The sequence below is a fragment of the Streptomyces sp. NPDC088400 genome (assembly GCF_044753355.1).
Classification (GTDB): domain Bacteria; phylum Actinomycetota; class Actinomycetes; order Streptomycetales; family Streptomycetaceae; genus Streptomyces.
Window position 1 is genome coordinate 86319 of sequence record NZ_JBIVMZ010000012.1, and the last position, 18084, is coordinate 104402.

An 18084-nucleotide genomic window follows, 5' to 3' on the forward strand; every position below is an offset into this window, starting at 1 on the left:
GGGCGATACGAAGGAGGAGGCGGTACGAAGGAGGGGGCGGTACGAAGAAGGGGGGGCGGCGAGGGCGGCCGAAGGGCTGGGCGCTACGAGGCGAACAGCCGTACCGGCCAGGCCGCATGCGCCTCGGCGGTGATGTCGAGCAGCGGCCCGGAGGCGGCCGGCAGTGCGTCGGTCCCTTCGCGCTCCGCCCGCGCGGCCCGTTCGGCGGCCTGCTCGGCGATCCGGTCGAGTTCGGGCGCGAGACGGGCGAGGACGGCGGTGGCCTCGAAAGGGTCGAGGCTGAGGAGCCGTACGGCCGCGGTGGCGGGTCCGCCGACCGTCTCGTACGCCGCACAGTGCGCGGCGTCCTCGGGGGTGAGTCCGGCGGAACGTGCGGTGAGGCCGAGCACGACCGGCTGGTGCGCGCCCCGCGGCCGGGCGGCGGCGAGCGCGTCCAGTTCGGGTCCCGGCCAGGTGGTGCGGGCCGCGCGCATCAGTTGCCGGCCGAGTTTCCGGGCGGTCGCGCGGAGCGCGGGCGAGGGGGTACGGGCGTCGGCCGCCGCGTCCAGTTCCAGCGGGTCCAGGCCCCGGGCTGCCGCGGCGGCGAGCGCCGCCGCGGTGAGCCCGGTGGTGTGCAGTCTGCCCCGGCAGAAGGCGGCCAGGTCGCGGGCGTCGCGGATCCGCCCCGCCTTGACGGCCGGTTCGGCGCCGCCCGAGTGGGCGTGGCCACCGGCGGGGAACCGGCCGTCGGCGAGGACGAGCAGCGCCGCCCTGCTCATCGGAGGACCGTCGGAAGGTCGTTCACCGGAAGGCCGCCCATCAGAAGAGGAAGTAGCGCTGGGCCATGGGGAGTTCGGCGGCGGGCGCGGGATCGACCGGATCGCCGTCGATCGTCACCGTGAAGGTGTCGGCGTCGACCTCGACGCGCGGCAGCGCGTCGTTCTCCCGCATATCGGCCTTGGTGATCCGCCGGGTGTCGCGAATGGGCACGAACTCCTTCGCCAGCTCCAGGCGTTCGGGCAGCCCGTCCTCGATCGCCGCAGCCGCGACGAAGTTGAACGAGCCCGCCGCCGCTGCCCGGCCGAGCGCACCGAACATGGGCCGGGGCAGCACCGGTTGGGGCGTCGGGATGGAGGCGTTGGCGTCGCCCATCTGCGCGTACGCGATCTGCCCGCCCTTGATGACGAGCCGCGGCTTCACACCGAAGAAGGCCGGATCCCAGAGCACCAGATCAGCGAGCTTCCCGGTCTCGACCGAGCCGATCTCCTGGTCGAGGCCCTGGGCCACCGCCGGGTTGATGGTGTATTTGGCGACATAGCGCCGGGCGCGGTGGTTGTCGGCGCGACCGTCGCCCGGCAGGGCGCCCCGGCGCTTCTTCATCACGTGCGCGGTCTGCCAGGTCCGCATGATCACCTCGCCGACGCGCCCCATGGCCTGGGCGTCGGAGGAGATGATCGAGATGGCTCCGAGGTCGTGCAGGATGTCCTCGGCCGCGATGGTCGAGGGCCGGATCCGGGACTCCGCGAAGGCGAGGTCCTCCGGCACGGCCGGGTTGAGGTGGTGGCAGACCATCAGCATGTCGAGGTGTTCCTCGATGGTGTTGACGGTGTGCGGCCGGGTCGGATTGGTGGAGCTGGGCAGGACGTACGGCTCCGAGACCACGCTGATGATGTCCGGGGCGTGCCCGCCGCCCGCGCCCTCTGTGTGGTACGCGTGAATGGTCCGTCCGGCGATCGCCGCGAGGGTGTCCCCGACGAAGCCCGCCTCGTTCAAGGTGTCCGTATGGATGGCGAGTTGGGCGCCGGTCTCCTCGCAGACACTCAGGCAGGCGTCGATGACGGCGGGGGTGGCGCCCCAGTCCTCGTGAATCTTGAACCCGAGCGCTCCCGCGCGCAGTTGGGAGTGCATCGCGTCGCGCGACATCGTGTTGCCCTTGCCGAGCAGTCCGATGTTGACGGGGAAGGTCTCCAACGCCTCGAACATCCGGGCCAGATGCCAGGGGCCGGGGGTGATGGTGGTGGCCTTCGTCCCCTCCGCCGGTCCGGTGCCGCCGCCCACGAGAGTGGTGACTCCGGACGACAGCGCCTGGTCGACGATGGTCGGCGAGATGAAGTGGACGTGCGCGTCGATCGCCCCGGCCGTGACGATCTTCCCGTTGCCCGCGACGACTTCGGTCTCGGGCCCGATGACCAGGTCGGGGTGGACACCGTCCATGGTGTCCGGGTTGCCGGCCTTGCCGATTCCGGTGATCCGGCCGTCCCGGATACCGATGTCGGCCTTGACAATGCCCCAGTGGTCGATGATCAGGGCGCCGGTGATCACGGTGTCGGGCGCCCCTTCGGCCCGGGTCGTACGGGACTGGCCCATCGACTCGCGGATCACCTTGCCGCCGCCGAACACCGCCTCGTCCCCGGCCCGTCCGGGACCGCCCGAGCGGTCCTCCTCGATCTCGACCAGGAGGTCCGTGTCGGCGAGGCGGATCCGGTCACCGGTGGTGGGACCGAAGAGATCGGCGTACTCGGCGCGCGAGAGTCCGGCGCGGGAGAGCTCAGCCATCGAGGGAACCTCCGGTCTCTCCGCGCAGGCCCGGCACGACGCGCAGACCGGCGAGCGGAACGAGTGCGATGTCCACGGGGATTCCGGGTTCGAAGCGCACGGCCGTACCGGCGGCGACGTGCAGCCGCTTGCCACGGGCGGCGGCACGGTCGAACTCCAGGCCCGGGTTGGCCTCGGCGAAGTGGTAGTGGGAGCCGACCTGCACGGGCCGGTCGGCGACATTGAGCACGGTGAGCCGGGTGACCTCACGGCCCTCGTTCAGGACCACGGGCTCGTCGGCATAGAGGATCTCTCCGGGAATCATGGTCAGCACTCCCCCGTCAGACGATCGGGTCATGGACGGTGACGAGCTTGGTGCCGTCCGGGAAGGTCGCCTCCACCTGCACGTCATGGATCATCTCGGGGATGCCCTCCATGACGTCGTCCCGGCCGAGGACCGTCCGGCCCGACGCCATGAGTTCGGCGACGGTACGGCCGTCCCTGGCACCTTCGAGGATGTGCGAGGTGATCAGGGCGACCGCCTCCGGGTGGTTGAGCCGCAACCCACGCGTCCTGCGCCTGGCCGCCACGTCGGCGGCCACATGAATGAGCAAACGTTCCTGCTCGTGCGGAGTCAGTTGCACGCTTCCACCTCGTCGTCTCCGGCCCGGGTAACGGCCGATCGCAGCGGGACCCTAGCCGATCTCAACACTTCGTTGAACTGTGATCGGGATCCTCACAGCCAGACATCGCACGTTATGGCGGAAGTTTTTCCGGCGCGTTAACAAACGCATAGCTCGGACGGGTCCGTATACGGGATACCGAAGGCGCGCGGACTCGGCGGCCGCGCGCACAGGTGGGGCCGCCTCCGACTCGTTCAGGGCGTCACCGCCCAGGCCCCGGCGGCCGGCCGCCCGGCTCCGGACGGCGTTCCGAGCCGTACTCCGAGCCGTACTCAGGGCGATGCTCGGGGCTGTGCTCGGCGGCGATGCCGAACCGCCGCCGTTCGCCGGGAGCGGACGGCGCGGGCCGGATCTCCGAGACCGAACCGATCACCTGCTCCTCGGCTTCTTCCTGCCGCTCGCTCTCAAGTCGCTCCAGGTCAGCGGCGGAGACCAGCGCGACCAACGGCTTGCCGTGCCGGGTCACGACGACGCGCTCGCCGCCGTAGACGACGCGGTTGATCAGTTCGGCGAGTTCTGCCCGGGCTTGCGTCACCGGAATCTCGTAGGCCATAGTCCCCATCCTAACGGCCTGTACGTCCTGTACATTTTTTACAGAGCCTCGGGCGCGGACCCGCGCCCGAGGCTGAGGAGAGGTACGCCATGAACCACCCTTCGGCCCGCTATGTCCTGCCCGAGTTCACCGAGCGGACGGCCAACGGAACCCGCACCCTCGACCCGTACTCCAAGCTCCTCGAGGAGCGGATCATCTTCCTCGGCACCGCCGTGGACGACACTGCGGCCAACGATGTGATCGCGCAGTTCATCCACCTCGAATACGCCGCGCCCGACCAGGACATCTGCCTCTACATCAACTCGCCGGGCGGCTCGGTCAGCGCGATGTCCGCGATCTACGACACGATGCGGATCGTCACCTGCGACGTGCAGACGACGTGCCTCGGCCAGGCCGCCTCCACCGCGGCCGTGCTGCTGGCCGCCGGCGCCCCCGGCAAACGGATGGCCCTGCCCGGCGCCCGGATCCTCGTCCGGCAGCCCGTCATCGAGGACCCCGTCCAAGGGCAGCCGTCCGACCTGGCGATCCACGCGGACGAGATGCTGCGGCTGCGCGCGCTGCTGGAGTCCCTGCTCGTACGTCACACCGGCCAGAGCGCGGAACGGATCGCCGAGGACATCGAACGCGACAAGATCTTCACGGCTGCCGACGCCAAGGCCTACGGCCTGATCGACCACGTGATCGAGAACCGCAGGACCTCTCTCGACCTCCCCGGATCCACGGGCCCCACAGACCCCTCCGACCCCGCAGACCCCACAGCCCCCTCCGGCTCCTCCGGCTCCTCCGGCTCCTCCGGCGGACGGTGACCACCGGTGCTGCCTCCTGAACTGCCGCCGCTGCCCGCCCTGACCCGCGCCGAGGGCGACATGGTCGACAGCTACCTCCAGCTCGTCGATCTGCTCGGGCGGATCAACCCGGCCCGGGGCTCGGACACCTACGGCGCCCTCCGCGCCGCACAGGCACTCCCCGCCCGAGCCGCCGCCCTGCGGGACGCCCTGACGGCCATGCACACCCGCGGCGAGACCGAGCTGCACGCCGCGACCCTGGCCCGCGCGCTGCGGGTGCTCGACGGTGAGCGACGGGCGGGACGGGTCACGCTGCCTCCCGAACGCCCGGCCTGAGCACACCCCTGGCACCCCGGACGGCCACCCGACGACCGCCCGACGACCGTCCGGCCCTCCCGTATGGACGCGCCCATACGGGAACGGCTCGCTCGTTCAGCGTATGAACTGCATGGACGAGTCCGAGGAAGTGAGTTGCGCAATGCGGCGAGATCCGTAACGCGCCCCCCATTCCCCCGCAGCTACGGCCCTCATCAAGGCTCCGCGTCCGGGCCCGACACACCGAGTCGCCACCCATACGGATCAGACGTGATGAACTTCACATATCGTCGTTTCGGCCCGGATATCCGCCACGGCCAGGTCAAGATCCCTGCACGACAAGCCCCCGCCACCGCGGCGGGGCGGTCCGGGCGGACGCCGAGTCCTGCCGCCGTTCCGGATGACTGGTCGACAGGAGTGGATCGGCAGGAGTGGAGGACCCAATCAGTACGGGATGACCCGCGGTCCGGGCCGTCCCTCGGGGTGAAGCCGCTCACGCGGCCGGGCATCTTCGCCAGTCCGAACCCGACAGGTCATCTTTCACAGGCGGCTGACGAAGGGTTGCGCATGACTGCGCAGGCACATGTCCCGTCTTTGCTGTCCCGGACCGGAGCCGTATCGGTCCTCACACTCGCCGCTGTCGGCGGCACGATGCTCGCGCCCGGCGCGACACCCGACGCCTATGCCGCCACGCACGCGGTCAAAGCCATGAAGGTCGCCGCCTCGAAGCAGGGCTCCCCGTACCGGTGGGGCGCCACCGGGCCGTCCCGCTTCGACTGTTCAGGGCTGACGCTCTACTCGTTCAAGCGGGTGGGCAAGAAACTCCCGCGCACGGCGCAGCAGCAGTACAACAAGACCCGCCACATCTCGCGCTCCCATCGGCGCAAGGGGGACCTGGTGTTCTTCCACTACGGGAACAGCATCTACCACGTGGGGATCTACGCGGGCAGGGGCAAGATCTGGCACTCGCCGAAATCCGGGTCCAAGGTGCGGCTGGAGAGGATCTGGTCCAGGAGTGTCTGGTACGGGCGGGTGAAGTGAGCCGGTGAGGTGAGCCGGCGCACCGGATGTACGGCGCGGTGAACAGGGGCGGCCCCGGTCCACGGACCTGGACCGGGAGCGCTCCGGCAGCGTCCGATCGCGCCCGCCCCCTGTCCGGACCGTGTGTCAGCTCTGGACGGGGGCCGCCGTCCAGGGCAACGCGATCCAGACGGTCTTGCCGCCCTCCGGCGTCGGGGTGACGGAGACCCGGCCGCCGCACTCGGCCGCCAGCGAGCGGATGATCACCATGCCGCGGCCGTTGTCCTGCTGTACGGCCGCCGGCAGCCGCTGCGGCCAGCGCGGGTGGCTGTCGGTGACCCCCAGCCGCAACTCCCCGTCACGCTCCTCCAGCCAGACGTCGACCGTGAAGGTGGGCGACTGGCCGAGGGTGTGCTGCACCGCGTTGGTGGCCAGTTCCGAGACGATCAGCCGGACCGTGTCGGCGGTCTCGGCCTCACCGGGCAGACCCCATGCCGTCAGCAGGTCCGCGACGTATCTTCGGGCCGCCGGCACCGACGCGGGATCGCTCGGCAGTGTGATGGATGCTTCCTGATGGTCTGCCATGGCGATGCCGTCCCTTTCCCGCCGGACCGGACCCGGCACAGAGCGGATGCCTGCGCGGACGGCCTCGGACCGTGCTCCGCGCCAGCGTGCCACTCATGGTGCCGTTCTCCGGGCTGATCCACCGCGATATGCATATATCTGTCGCTCAAAGCGGTGAACCGTACTACGCGAGACCGTATTTGGGCCCCGGAAAGATACCTTCTCCGCGCGGCGCCGGATGGCGTCGGCCGGGAGAGCGCGGAGAAGGGTTAATTCATGCGGCATATTCCAGAGGTGCGTCGGCGCAGGCTCGGGGACGAATTGCGCAAGCTGCGACAGAGCGCGGGCCTCACGAGCGGGGACACGGCGCGGCTGCTCGGCTGGCATCAGTCGAAAGTCAGCCGGATCGAGACGGGCGTCAGCGGGGTGAAGGACGACGATCTGGCCGCGCTCCTGGATGCTCTGGGCATCTCCGATCCCCAACTGCGCGCTTTGCTGGGCGCGTTGGCGGGCGCATCGAGCGGCGGGCCCGGGTGGTGGATGGCGTACGGCGGCGTGATCCCGCCCCAGTACCGGGACTTCATCAGCCTGGAGTCCCAGGCCCGTACGGCGCGGACACTGGAGACCTCGGTGGTCCCTGGGCTGCTCCAGACGCCCTCGTACGCCCGCGCCGTGACGCGGGCCGCGCTGGAGGGACTGCCCGCCGCGACGGTCGACTCCCTGGTCGATGTGCGCCTCGCCCGCCAGGAAGTGCTGCGCGCCGCGCAGCCGTTGGAGCTGCACGCCGTGCTCGACGAGGCCGTGCTGCGGAGAGAGGTGGGCGGGCCGGAAGTGATGCGAGATCAATTACGGACCTTATCGCTGCTGGCCGGTCTGCCTCATGTGCGCCTCCAGGTACTCCCGTTCAGCGCCGGTGGCTATATCGGGCTCACTGGACCTTTCGTTATCTTCTCTTTTCCGCACATTACTGATCTGGATTTGGTCGTTCTCGACCACCTCACGAATAGCCTCTATCTTGAGCGGAAAGAAGACCTTGAGGCGTACTGCGCCGCGTTCCGCATCATGCAGGCGCACGCCCTCTCACCCAAGGATTCATTGGATCTCATCGCCGGGATCGGTGACGGCGCGTAGGGAGCATCATGTCCGCTTGCCTCGCACAGCCCCCAGTCCAGACTTCGGACTCCACTCTCCCCCCATCCCCCACTCCCCCCACCTCTCTTCCCACCGCCCCGGTCCCCGCCCCGGCCTGGCGGCGCAGCAGCTACAGCACCGGGGCGAACAACTGCGTGGAGTCCGCCCGCACCCGCGCGGACGGACTGGCCGTACGTGACTCGAAGGATGTGAACCTGCCGCATCTGTCCTTCACCCCGGGCGCGTGGACGGCGTTCGTCCACGCGTTGTGCGGGGAGGCTGCCGCGTCCTGAGCACGTTCACGTACACACCGGGACCAGAGCCCGGGACTCTCAGGTGGTGGGCCCGGGACAGTCGAGTACCGGATCTCAGCCGACGGACGCGGCAGCCCCCTCCGACGCCGTTGCCACGATCGTCCGTACCGCCGTGCCGATCTGTTCGTCCGTCAGGTCGGCACGCGCGGTGAGCCTGATCCGTGAGATGCCGTCCGGCACCGACGGCGGCCGGAAACAGCCCACCCCCAGGCCCGCCGCGCGACAGTCGGCCGCCCAGCGCACGGCCGCCTCCGGGGACGGCGCCTGTACGGAGACCACGGCGGCGTCCGGTCGTACGGCAGTCAGCCCCGCCTCCGTGAGCAGCCGGTGCAGCGTACGGGCCACCTCGCGGGCGCGCCCGGCCCGCGCGGGCTCCCGGCGCAGCAGCCGCAGGCTCTCCAGCGCGCCGCCGACGGCCGCCGGCGCCAGGCCCGTGTCGAAGATGAACGTGCGCGCGGCGTTGACCAGATGCTCGACGACCCGGGCCGGACCGAGGATCGCACCGCCCTGGCTGCCCAGGGACTTGGAGAGCGTGAGGGTCGCCACCACACCGTCCGCGCCCGCGATGCCCGCCGCGTTCGGCGTGCCCCGGCCGCCGTCGCCCAGGACGCCCAGACCGTGCGCGTCGTCGACGAGCAGGGCCGCGCCGTGCGTACGGCAGGCCTCGTCCAGTTCCCGCAGGGGCGCCGCGTCGCCGTCCACCGAGAACACCGCGTCGCTCACCACGAGCGCCCGCCGACCGGGGTGGGTGCCGAGTGTCTTGTGCACGGCCTCGGGATCCGCGTGCGGGACGACGGCGGTCTCGGCGCGCGACAGCCGGCAGCCGTCCACGATCGAGGCGTGGTTGCCCGCGTCGGACAGCAGCAGCGAGCCGCGCGCGGTCAGCGCGGTGAGGGCCGCGAGATTGGCCGCGTAACCGGAGGAGAGGACGAGCGCGGCCTCGAAACCGCAGAATTCGGCCAGTTCCCGTTCCAGTTCGGCGTGCAGGTCCGTGCTGCCCGTCACCAGCCGGGAGCCGGTGGAGCCCGCGCCCCAGAGACGGGCCGCGTCCGCGGCGGCCCCGGTCACCGCGGGGTGCCGGGCGAGGCCCAGATAGTCGTTGCTCGCCAGGTCCAGCAGGGCGGAGTCGGCCGGGCGCGGCCGGAGCGTACGGACCAGTCCCGACCGCTCGCGGGACCGCGCCTCGTCGTCGGTCCAGCCGAAGGGGTCCTGCACCATGTCTCCGGTCCTTTTGTAGGCTGCGCACAGACTCTAACCGGGGAAGCAACGGAACATGGTGTGGTGATGCACACACCTCGATCCCACGGTGTTGTTGGGTTCCTCCTTTGCCCGGGGCCGCCCGGTAGGCCAGGATCAGCACCATGGATCTGCTGAAGACGCTGGTGGAGAAGGGCCTGCGGCGCGAGCTGCCGACCCGCGAAGAGGCGCTCGCCGTACTGGCGACGTCCGACGACGAGCTGCTCGACGTGGTGGCCGCGGCGGGCAAGGTACGCCGGCAGTGGTTCGGGCGGCGGGTGAAACTGAACTATCTGATCAACCTCAAGTCCGGCCTGTGCCCGGAGGACTGCTCGTACTGTTCCCAGCGGCTGGGCTCGAAGGCGGAGATCCTCAAATACACCTGGCTGAAACCCGATGAAGCCTCGAAGATGGCGGCCGCCGGGGTCGCGGGCGGGGCCAAGCGGGTCTGCATCGTCGCCAGCGGCCGGGGGCCGACGGACCGGGACGTCGACCGCGTCTCGCGGACCATCGAGGCGATCAAGGAGCAGAACGAGGGCGTCGAGGTGTGCGCCTGTCTCGGACTGCTCTCCAACGGGCAGGGCGAACGGCTCCGGGCCGCGGGCGCCGACGCGTACAACCACAACCTCAATACGTCCGAGGCGACATACGGCGACATCACCACCACCCACACCTACGCCGACCGGGTCGACACCGTGCAGCAGGCCCAGGCGGCCGGCCTGTCCGCCTGTTCCGGGCTGATCGCCGGCATGGGTGAGAGCGACGCGGACCTGGTCGATGTCGTCTTCTCCCTGCGCGAGCTGGACCCGGACTCGGTGCCGGTCAACTTCCTGATCCCGATGGAAGGGACCCCGCTCGCCAAGGAATGGCACCTCACCCCGCAGCGCTGCCTGCGGATCCTGGCGATGACACGCTTCGTCTGCCCGGACGTGGAGGTCAGGCTCGCGGGCGGGCGCGAGGTGCACCTGCGCACCCTGCAGCCGCTCGCGCTCCACCTGGTCAACTCGATCTTCCTCGGCGACTACCTCACCAGCGAGGGCCAGGAGGGCAAGGCCGACCTCGACATGATCACGGACGCGGGCTTCGAGGTGGAGGGCGCGGACACGTCGACGCTGCCCGGCCACCGGAGCGGCGGCTGTGCGCCGTGCGGCGGGGACGAGGCCGGCGGGAACACCGGGGCATGCGGAGGCGGAGCCGCCGAGGGCGCCGGATCCGAGAGTGCCGGACGCGACAGCGGCGGGCACGAGAGCGGCGCGCCTCGTACGGAGGAAAGCTCCTCGGTTCGTACGGACCTGGTGGCGGTACGCCGCCGCGGCGCCGGTACGGACCTGGCTCCCAATGCCTGAGCTTGCCCCCCAAGAACTGCTCGCCCTGGACCGGGCCCACGTCTGGCATCCGTACGGCCCCATGCCGGGCCGTACCGAACCGCTGGTCGTGGAGTCCGCGTCCGGGGTACGGCTACGCCTCGCCGAACCCGCCCACGGACAGCGGGAGTTGGTCGACGGCATGTCGTCCTGGTGGTCGGCGGTCCACGGCTACAACCACCCCGTACTGAACGAGGCGGCGCACGGCCAGCTCGACCGGATGAGCCATGTGATGTTCGGCGGACTCACGCACGAGCCCGCCGTGCGGCTCGCGGCCACACTCGTGGACATCACCCCGGAACCACTGCGCCATGTCTTCCTCGCCGACTCCGGCTCGGTGTCGGTCGAGGTCGCGGTCAAGATGTGCCTCCAGTACTGGCGCTCCGTGGGCCGCCCCGCCAAACAGCGGCTGCTGACCTGGCGGGGCGGATACCACGGCGACACCTGGCAGCCGATGTCCGTGTGCGACCCCGAAGGCGGAATGCACGGCCTGTGGTCGGGCGTACTGCCGCGCCAGATCTTCGCGGACGCACCGCCGAGCGACTACGACGAGACATACGCCGACGGGCTGCGCGCACTGATCGCCCGCCACGCGGACGAACTGGCGGCGGTGATCGTCGAACCCGTCGTGCAGGGCGCCGGCGGCATGCGCTTCCACTCCCCCGAATACCTGCGGGTGCTGCGGGAAGCCTGCGACGAACACGGCGTGCTGCTGATCTTCGACGAGATAGCGACCGGATTCGGACGCACGGGAAAGATGTTCGCGGCGGAGCACGCGGACGTCTCGCCCGACGTGATGTGTGTGGGCAAGGCCCTGACCGGCGGCTATCTCACCATGGCGGCGACGCTGTGCACCTCACGGGTGGCGGAGGGCATCTCGCGCGGCGAGGTCCCCGTACTGGCGCACGGACCGACCTTCATGGGCAACCCGCTGGCCTCCGCGATCGCCTGCGCCTCGATCGAGCTGCTGCTCGGCCAGGACTGGCGGCTGGAGGTCGAACGGATCGAGGCCGGACTGCGCGAGGGCCTCGCTGCGGCAGCGGCCCTCCCCGGCGTACGCGACGTACGCGTACTGGGCGCCATCGGAGTCGTCCAGCTGGACCACGAGGTGGACATGGCGGCCGCGACCCGGGCGGCGGTACGCGAAGGTGTCTGGCTGCGGCCGTTCCGCGATCTGGTGTACACGATGCCGCCGTACGTGACGGGTGACGAGGACGTCGCGCGGATCTGCCGCGCGGTGGTCGCCGTCGCCGAGGCGGCCTCGCCGTCCTCTGCGGCGCGGGAGGACTGAAGCATGCCGGTAGTGATCGTGACGGGGACCGGGACGGAGATCGGCAAGACGGTCGTGACGGCCGCGGTAGCCGCCGCCGCGCTGGCGCGGGGCCGTACCGTCGCCGTACTCAAACCCGCGCAGACCGGGCTCCTCCCGGACGAGGCCGGCGACGCGGCGGAGGTCGCGCGGCTGGCGGGATCCGTCACCGCGGTCGAACTCGCCCGATTCCCCGAGCCGTTGGCGCCCGCGACAGCCGCGCGGCGGGCCGGCGCGGCGCCGGTACGTCCACACGCGGTGGCCGTCGCGGCCGAGAAACTGGCCGCCGAGCACGACTTGGTGCTGGTCGAGGGCGCGGGCGGACTGCTCGTACGGTTCGACGAGGGCGGCGGCACGCTGGCGGAGGCGGCCCAGCTGCTGGGAGCCCCCGTGCTGGTGGTGGCGCCCGCCGGGCTCGGCACGCTCAACGCGACAGCCCTCACGGCGGAAGCGCTGCGGTCGCGGTCGCTGGAGCTCCTGGGCGTCGTGATCGGCAGCTGGCCGGCCGCGCCCGATCTGGCGGCGCGCTGCAACCTGACGGACCTGCCGGAAGCGGCGGGAGCACCGCTGCTCGGCGCGGTGCCGGAGGGGGTGGGGGCGCTGGCTCCGGCGGAGTTCCGGGAGCGGGCGGGGTCTTGGCTGGCGCCTCGGCTGGACGGGTGGTGGGACGGGGCGGGGGCGCCGTCCGGCTTGGTTCGGGGTACGGAGGCGCCGTTGTGGGGGCGGGGGCCGGGGGCTCCGGAGGCGCATGTCCGGACTGCATGATTTACGCCGCGTGCGGGTGTGTTCTTTGAGTACGGGTCCGTGAGCGGCACAAATCACGCTTTACGTCCGGACACGTCACCTCCTGCGACCCCGTCCCCCTCCCGCCGGTCGCCCGACTGCCGGCCGCTTCGTGTGTCTGCACGGCCAGCCCTGGTGGGGTGGGTGGGGCGGTCTGCGGTTCGGTGGGGGCTGGGGCTCTGCCCCTGCCCGAGTGCGGGGTGGGTTACAGGGTCCAGCCTCGTAGTTCGTCCGCGATCGTCTCGACGTCCGCTGTGCCGTCCTTGACCAGTTTGGCGAGGTCGCGGACCCGTTCGGGAGCGGTGGCGACCTTCAGTCCGCTCGCGACGAGGTAGCCGTACGCCACGGCGGAGGCGAACAGCGCGTTCGAGCGCTCCAGGGCCGGTACATGCAGCAGCAGTTGCAGCAGGGCGGCGGCGCGGGTGTGCGGGTCGCCGTAGACGGGGGTGCCGAATATCTCCGCCTCGTGGCGGCTGACAGCGGCGACCAGCGCTCCCCAGTCGGTGACGTGCGGGTCGCCCGGTGTGTTGTGTTCAGCGACCATGAGGAGCCAGGACAGCTCGATCCGAAGGGTCAACGCTTGCCTTCGCGATCCGTGCCGAACTCACCGGCGAAGACCGATTCGTACTGCTTCATGAAGTCGGCCGCGGACTCGACGAAGGTGCGCCCGACCTCCCCGGCGTCATGATTGACCAACTCCTCGATATAGCGGTTCACGCTCATTCCGCGATCGGAGGCCCGCCGACGGGCGGCCTCGGCGGTGGATTCGTCCACGCGTACGTTCAGCTGAGTCTTGGCCACCCCTCCAAGCTAGCGCACTCGCGCTAGCAGGGCAAGGGACGGCCGCACCGTGGGCTACCGGCTGTCGCGGCCGCCTCCAGGCTCTTCAGGAGCTGCGCGGCGGCTGATCCCCACGGCCGGTCAGGGGTCAGCCGAGGTCCGGGATCCAACTGCCGTGGAAGCCCGCAGGGACCCGCACGGGAAGGTGGACGGTGGCGACCGGTGGACCCGTGAAGTCCTCGGCGGAGAGGATGACCAGGTCGGTGGCGGCGCGATCGGGGTCGAAGACGAAGACCATGAGATAGCCGTCGTCCTCCGCGTGGGCGTCGGCCATGGGTACGAAGCCGGCCTCACCGGTGTAGTGGCCGTCACCGAACAGACGTACCTCGGCGGACTGTTGACGCACGTCGTGCTTGATCAGCGCGTCACCGGAGACGGACGGCGCGTCGGCCGGCCCCAGGGAGTGGAGGAGCGCGGAGGCGACGGCGGAGTATCCGTAGCGGTGGGCGCGGCCGACGACGGCCGGGCTGACCGCCGGGAACTCCTGGGGTCGGTCGTCGAGGCGGGTCTCGGTGACCTTGCCGGTGACGGTGTCGAGCTCCCAGCGGTCCAGGGTGGGGGCGCTCGGGGCGTTCAGCGCGCCGCCGATGAACATGCGCGGATAACGGACGACATCGATGACCACCCGGTCGCCGTCCTCGTAGGCGTTGAGCGTGTGGAAGACGAAGCAGGGCTCGACGTCGAACCAGCGCACCTCGGTGCCGTTCCTGGGCAACAGCCCGACACGCGCGCCGCGGGCTTCGTTCCACATCACCGGGAACGGCTTGCGCGCCACGTCGGCGACCGGGTCGACCGTGACGGAAAGGTCGTAGACCGCCACGTAGTGGGGAGTGAGGGCCATGTCGTGGACCACCGGCATGTGCGGCGCCGGGATGTCGATTGCGCGGACGACCCTGCCGTACGGGGAAATCGCCACGTGCCGCAGACGGTCGCAGCCGGCGCGCTGCCAGGTGATGGCGTGCAGTTCGCCGGTGGCCGGATCGAGCTTGGAGTGGGCGGCGAATCCGTCGGGCAGGGTCCCGTCGAAGTCGGTGGCGCCGACGGTCTCGATCTCGTAGGAGAGCTCGTACGGCCGGAAGCCGCCTTCGACCAGGGCGAAGGTGCGGTCGGCGTGGCCGATGACGTGGGTGTTGGGACCCACGTCGGCGATCCGGACCGCGGCGCCGTGGCGGGGCCGCTCACCCAGCGCGTCGGCCACGGCAGAGCTGCGGATCCAGCGGTTGCGGTACCACTTGGCCCGGCCGTCGCGCAGCCGCACCCCGTGCACCATGGCGGTGCCGGCGAAGAGATGTGTCCGGCCCGGGGTGCTCAGGTCCATGGGGTTGGGACCGTTGCGCAGATAGCGGCCGTTCAGGTCGTCCGGGATCGTGCCGGTGACCGGCAGGTCGTAGGCGGTGACCTCGTCCCGCACCGGCGCGTAGGCGCCGGTGAAGGGGTTTCCGGTGACGGGCATCGCGGTCCTTCCGGTTCGTCCGGGCGAAGGGTGGTGCCGACTGGCTCCCACTGTGCCCGCCCGGCGGACCTGAGGACGGGCCGGAAGGGTCGGTTACCCCTATCGAGTACCGGAGTCCACCGCGCACGGCCCCCCTGGCCCCGCGGAAATCGTTCGCCGAACGGGTCGGCGAACTGATTGGCTCGCCCGATGAGTGATCTCCACATCCGTTCCGCCGGCCTCCCCGACATCGACACCGTGTTGCGGTTCTGGCGCGAGGCCGCAGAAGGAACGAGCATCAGCGACGACCGTGACGGGGTGGCCCGACTCATCTCGCGCGACCCCGAAGCCCTGCTTCTCGCAGAGCGGGACGGCCTTCTCGCGGGAACTGTCATAGCCGGTTTCGACGGTTGGCGATGCTCCGCCTACCGGCTGGCCGTACACCCGGACTGCCGCCGGCAAGGTATCGCCACCGCCCTGACCGAAGCGGCGGAAGCGCGATTCGCCGCCCTCGGCGGACGACGGGCCGACGCCATGGTCCTGGAAGCCAACGAACAGGCGCACCGGACGTGGGCCGCGGCCGGTTACCACCGTGAGGATCACTGGCGGCGCTGGGTGAAACCGCTGGACCCCACCTGACTCCGCCCGCGCCCGCCCCCACCATCCCTGACGCCCTTTACGGTGGAGAGCTGATCCCCGTCTACCGAAAGGTGTGAGCGTCCCCTCATGGGCGACCCTCCCCGTCCCGACCGATTCGTCCTCGGAAGGGCTGCCCGCCGCCGGCACCGTGCGGTCCTCCGCCCATTGACCGATCATGGGACGGAGGTGAACCGATGACCGAAGTGCTTCTGCTCATCGTGGCGGTGCTGCTGTCGGTCGCCTGCGGGGCCTTCGTCGCGGCGGAATTCTCCCTCACCACCGTCGAACGCGGTGAACTCGAACGTGCCGCCGAGCGGGGAGAGCGGGGCGCGGCGGGAGCCCTGAAGGCCGTACGCGGTCTCACCTTCCAGCTCTCCGGCGCCCAGCTGGGGATCACCGTGACCAACCTGGTCGTCGGCATGATCTCCGAGCCGTCCGTCGCCAAGCTGATCCGGGGCCCGGTGGAGGCCGTGGGCCTGTCCCCCTCGGTGGCCTCTTCGGTGGCACTGGTGATCGGTACGGCCCTGTCGACCGTCTTCCTGATGGTCGTCGGCGAACTGGTCCCGAAGAACTGGGCGATCTCCTCGCCGCTCGCCGTCGCCAAGGTGGTGGCCACTCCGCAGCGGTACTTCACCGCGGCCTTCCGCCCGTTCATCAGCCATCTGAACAACACCGCGAACCGCATGGTGCGCGGATTCGGGCTGGAGCCCATCGAGGAGCTGGCCTCCGCCCGCAGCCCGCAGGAACTGGTCGCCCTGGCCCGGCACTCCGCGAAGGAGGGCGCGCTGGAGCCGGACACCGCCGAGCTGTTCGTACGGACGCTGAGCCTGTCCGCGCTGACCACGGAGAATGTGATGACCCCACGGGTGCGGGTCATGGCCCTGGATGTGCAGGCCACGGTGGAGGACGTCGCCAACGCCACCCGCGCCACCGGTCTGTCGCGCTTCCCCGTCTACCGGACCAGCCTCGACCGGGTCGTCGGGATCGCGCACATCAAGGACGTACTGGCGGTCCCGGCGGAGCGCCGGCCCCGGCACACGATCGCCGAACTGCTGCGCGAACCACTGCTCGTCCCGGAGACCCTGACCGTCGACAAACTCCTCGACCGGCTGTCCGGCGGCAACACCATGGCCGTCGTCATCGACGAGTACGGGGGCACGGCGGGGGTGGTGACGCTGGAGGACATCGTCGAGGAGGTCGTCGGTGAGGTACGGGACGAGCACGACCCGCACGAGACCTCCGATCTGGCCCCGGTGGGTGAGGACGCGGAAGGCAGGAAACTCTGGTCGGCGGACGGCGCGGCACGCGCCGACCAGGTGAGAACGGCCGGACTGCGGATGCCCGAGGGCCCGTACGAGACGCTCGCCGGGCTGGTCGCGACCGAGCTGGGCCGTATCCCGGCCGAGGGCGACCACATCGAACTGGACGGCTGGCGGCTGGAGGTCGTGGACGTCACGCGCCGGCGCGCCGCGCGCGTACTGCTGCGCGCCCCGCGGGCCGGGCACGGCAGCGGGGAGGACGACACGTGATCACCGCGATCCAGCTGTTCGTCGGACTGCTGACCCTCGTCGTCAACGCCTTCTTCGTCGCGTCCGAGTTCGCCCTGGTCTCCGTACGCCGCAGCCAGATCGAGCCGGAGGCGGAGGCCGGCGACCGGCGGGCGCGCAGTGTCATCTGGGGCCTGGAGCACGTGTCGGCCCTGCTGGCGGCGGCGCAACTGGGCATCACGCTGTGCACGCTGGTGCTGGGTATCGTCGCCGAGCCCGCGATCGCGCATCTGCTGGAGCCGCTCTTCGGCGCGGTCGGTGTCGCGCAGGGTCTGGTGCATCCGATCTCGTTCGTGATCGCGCTGGTCCTGGCGACGTATCTGCACATGCTGCTGGGCGAGATGGTCCCGAAGAACGTCGCGCTGGCCGAACCGGCGCGGGCGGCGCTGCTGCTCGGTCCGCCGCTGGTGGGCCTGGCCAGGGCGCTGCGGCCGGTGATCTTCATGATCAACGCCGTTGCCAACGGCCTGCTGAAACTGCTCCGGGTGGAGACCAGGGACGAGGTGTCCGCCACCTTCTCCGACGACGAACTGTCCCGACTGGTCACGGACGCGGGCCACGCGGGGCTGCTCGACGACCGGGCGGCCGAGCGGCTGCACGACGCGCTGGAGCTGGGCCGCCGTCCGGTCCGCGATGTGGTCACGCCGCTGGAACGAGTGGTCTCCGCACAGCTCGGGGTCACCGGGGAGGGGCTGGAGCAGCTCGCGGCGGAGTCCGGTTTCTCCCGCTTCCCGGTGGTGGACGCCTCGCGACGAATCCTCGGCTACCTCCATGTGAAGGACGCCCTGGACGCGATGCCGCGCGATGTGCCGTTCCAGGTCTCGGCGATGCGCGCGATCGCGCGGGTACGGGCGACGACACCGCTGGACGACGTGCTGACCGCGCTGCGCCGCAGCCGTACCCACCTGGCGGCGGTCATGGACGAGGAGGGCAAGCTCGAAGGGCTGGTGACGATGGAGGACGTACTGCGCGAGCTGGTGGGACGGCACGCGTAGAGCCTGTCCGGCGGATCTTTCCGGGGCGGCCCCGGGCGTACCTACCGCGCGGTACGATCT

General features: G+C 70.7%; 21 protein-coding genes and 1 riboswitch. Of the genes, 11 read left to right on the forward strand and 10 right to left on the reverse strand.

The window, feature by feature from the left end; genetic code table 11:
• Positions 1-83: 83 nt before the first annotated feature.
• From ACIQD6_RS27340 to ACIQD6_RS27360, 5 genes are all read right to left on the reverse strand, one after another.
• Complete coding sequence (locus ACIQD6_RS27340) at positions 84-758, reverse strand: urease accessory protein UreF (RefSeq protein ID WP_401887084.1); 675 nt, start codon at positions 756-758, stop codon at positions 84-86.
• A 40-nt stretch (positions 759-798) separates the two neighbouring features.
• On the reverse strand, positions 799-2535 hold the full coding sequence (locus ACIQD6_RS27345) for an urease subunit alpha (protein ID WP_401887086.1): 1737 nt from the start codon (positions 2533-2535) through the stop codon (positions 799-801).
• Positions 2528-2839 carry an urease subunit beta gene (locus ACIQD6_RS27350; RefSeq protein ID WP_401887089.1) on the reverse strand — a complete coding sequence of 104 codons (312 nt, stop codon included), beginning with the start codon at positions 2837-2839 and terminating at the stop codon, positions 2528-2530. Before ACIQD6_RS27350 ends, ACIQD6_RS27345 begins: the two co-directional genes overlap by 8 nt.
• Before the next feature lie 16 nt (positions 2840-2855).
• Positions 2856-3158 (reverse strand): urease subunit gamma, encoded by a 303-nt coding sequence (locus ACIQD6_RS27355; protein WP_401887091.1) that lies wholly within the window; start codon positions 3156-3158, stop codon positions 2856-2858.
• A 241-nt stretch (positions 3159-3399) separates the two neighbouring features.
• Positions 3400-3750, reverse strand: a complete 351-nt coding sequence (locus ACIQD6_RS27360) for a type II toxin-antitoxin system Phd/YefM family antitoxin (protein ID WP_401887094.1) — start codon at positions 3748-3750, stop codon at positions 3400-3402.
• An 89-nt stretch (positions 3751-3839) separates the two neighbouring features.
• Here ACIQD6_RS27360 and ACIQD6_RS27365 point away from each other — a divergent pair, with 89 nt between their 5' ends.
• The 3 genes from ACIQD6_RS27365 to ACIQD6_RS27375 all read left to right on the forward strand — a co-directional run bounded on the left by ACIQD6_RS27365 (position 3840) and on the right by ACIQD6_RS27375 (position 5891).
• Positions 3840-4556, forward strand: a complete 717-nt coding sequence (locus ACIQD6_RS27365; RefSeq protein ID WP_401887096.1) for an ATP-dependent Clp protease proteolytic subunit — start codon at positions 3840-3842, stop codon at positions 4554-4556.
• Positions 4557-4562: 6 nt separating this feature from the next.
• Positions 4563-4871, forward strand: coding sequence for a hypothetical protein (locus tag ACIQD6_RS27370; RefSeq protein WP_401887099.1), 309 nt, complete (start codon positions 4563-4565; stop codon positions 4869-4871).
• 421 nt (positions 4872-5292) lie between these two features.
• Positions 5293-5404, forward strand: a riboswitch (cyclic di-AMP (ydaO/yuaA leader).
• 13 nt (positions 5405-5417) lie between these two features.
• A complete protein-coding gene (locus ACIQD6_RS27375; RefSeq protein WP_401887101.1) occupies positions 5418-5891 on the forward strand; it encodes a C40 family peptidase in 474 nt (157 codons plus the stop codon).
• 126 nt (positions 5892-6017) lie between these two features.
• Here ACIQD6_RS27375 and ACIQD6_RS27380 read toward each other — a convergent pair whose 3' ends face one another.
• Positions 6018-6455: an ATP-binding protein gene (locus ACIQD6_RS27380; protein WP_401887104.1), complete on the reverse strand. Its 438-nt coding sequence runs from the start codon at positions 6453-6455 to the stop codon at positions 6018-6020.
• A 255-nt stretch (positions 6456-6710) separates the two neighbouring features.
• On the opposite strand from ACIQD6_RS27380, the gene ACIQD6_RS27385 reads away from it, so the two are divergent.
• Together ACIQD6_RS27385 and ACIQD6_RS27390 are read left to right on the forward strand one after the other, a co-directional pair.
• The gene (locus tag ACIQD6_RS27385; protein ID WP_401887106.1) at positions 6711-7565 is read left to right on the forward strand and encodes a helix-turn-helix domain-containing protein; all 855 of its coding nucleotides are present in this window, start codon (positions 6711-6713) and stop codon (positions 7563-7565) included.
• Between the two features lie 8 nt (positions 7566-7573).
• Entirely contained in the window at positions 7574-7858 is a 285-nt protein-coding gene (locus ACIQD6_RS27390) for a DUF397 domain-containing protein (RefSeq protein WP_401887109.1), read from the forward strand.
• Between the two features lie 75 nt (positions 7859-7933).
• Here ACIQD6_RS27390 and ACIQD6_RS27395 read toward each other — a convergent pair whose 3' ends face one another.
• On the reverse strand, positions 7934-9097 hold the full coding sequence (locus ACIQD6_RS27395; RefSeq protein WP_401887111.1) for an 8-amino-7-oxononanoate synthase: 1164 nt from the start codon (positions 9095-9097) through the stop codon (positions 7934-7936).
• 143 nt (positions 9098-9240) lie between these two features.
• Here ACIQD6_RS27395 and bioB point away from each other — a divergent pair, with 143 nt between their 5' ends.
• From bioB to bioD, 3 genes are read left to right on the forward strand one after another with little or no spacing between them, the layout of a single operon-like run.
• On the forward strand, positions 9241-10461 hold the full coding sequence (gene bioB, locus ACIQD6_RS27400; protein WP_401887113.1) for a biotin synthase BioB: 1221 nt from the start codon (positions 9241-9243) through the stop codon (positions 10459-10461).
• Positions 10454-11770, forward strand: a complete 1317-nt coding sequence (locus ACIQD6_RS27405) for an adenosylmethionine--8-amino-7-oxononanoate transaminase (protein WP_401887116.1) — start codon at positions 10454-10456, stop codon at positions 11768-11770. Before bioB ends, ACIQD6_RS27405 begins: the two co-directional genes overlap by 8 nt.
• Before the next feature lie 3 nt (positions 11771-11773).
• Positions 11774-12553 (forward strand): dethiobiotin synthase, encoded by a 780-nt coding sequence (gene bioD / locus ACIQD6_RS27410; RefSeq protein WP_401887119.1) that lies wholly within the window; start codon positions 11774-11776, stop codon positions 12551-12553.
• Positions 12554-12776: 223 nt separating this feature from the next.
• Here bioD and ACIQD6_RS27415 read toward each other — a convergent pair whose 3' ends face one another.
• From ACIQD6_RS27415 to ACIQD6_RS27425, 3 genes are all read right to left on the reverse strand, one after another.
• The gene (locus ACIQD6_RS27415; RefSeq protein ID WP_401887122.1) at positions 12777-13148 is read right to left on the reverse strand and encodes a fic family toxin-antitoxin system, toxin component; all 372 of its coding nucleotides are present in this window, start codon (positions 13146-13148) and stop codon (positions 12777-12779) included.
• Positions 13145-13372, reverse strand: a complete 228-nt coding sequence (locus ACIQD6_RS27420) for an antitoxin (RefSeq protein WP_401887124.1) — start codon at positions 13370-13372, stop codon at positions 13145-13147. The genes ACIQD6_RS27415 and ACIQD6_RS27420 overlap by 4 nt, the downstream gene beginning before the upstream one ends.
• Positions 13373-13499: 127 nt before the next feature.
• On the reverse strand, positions 13500-14864 hold the full coding sequence (locus ACIQD6_RS27425) for a carotenoid oxygenase family protein (protein ID WP_401887126.1): 1365 nt from the start codon (positions 14862-14864) through the stop codon (positions 13500-13502).
• Between the two features lie 189 nt (positions 14865-15053).
• On the opposite strand from ACIQD6_RS27425, the gene ACIQD6_RS27430 reads away from it, so the two are divergent.
• The 3 genes from ACIQD6_RS27430 (at position 15054) to ACIQD6_RS27440 (ending at position 18024) form a co-directional block, all read left to right on the forward strand.
• On the forward strand, positions 15054-15482 hold the full coding sequence (locus ACIQD6_RS27430) for a GNAT family N-acetyltransferase (protein ID WP_401887129.1): 429 nt from the start codon (positions 15054-15056) through the stop codon (positions 15480-15482).
• 194 nt (positions 15483-15676) lie between these two features.
• Positions 15677-17011 (forward strand): hemolysin family protein, encoded by a 1335-nt coding sequence (locus ACIQD6_RS27435; RefSeq protein ID WP_401887132.1) that lies wholly within the window; start codon positions 15677-15679, stop codon positions 17009-17011.
• Positions 17011-18024 (forward strand): hemolysin family protein, encoded by a 1014-nt coding sequence (locus tag ACIQD6_RS27440; RefSeq protein ID WP_401887513.1) that lies wholly within the window; start codon positions 17011-17013, stop codon positions 18022-18024. Before ACIQD6_RS27435 ends, ACIQD6_RS27440 begins: the two co-directional genes overlap by 1 nt.
• Positions 18025-18084 lie beyond the last annotated feature (60 nt).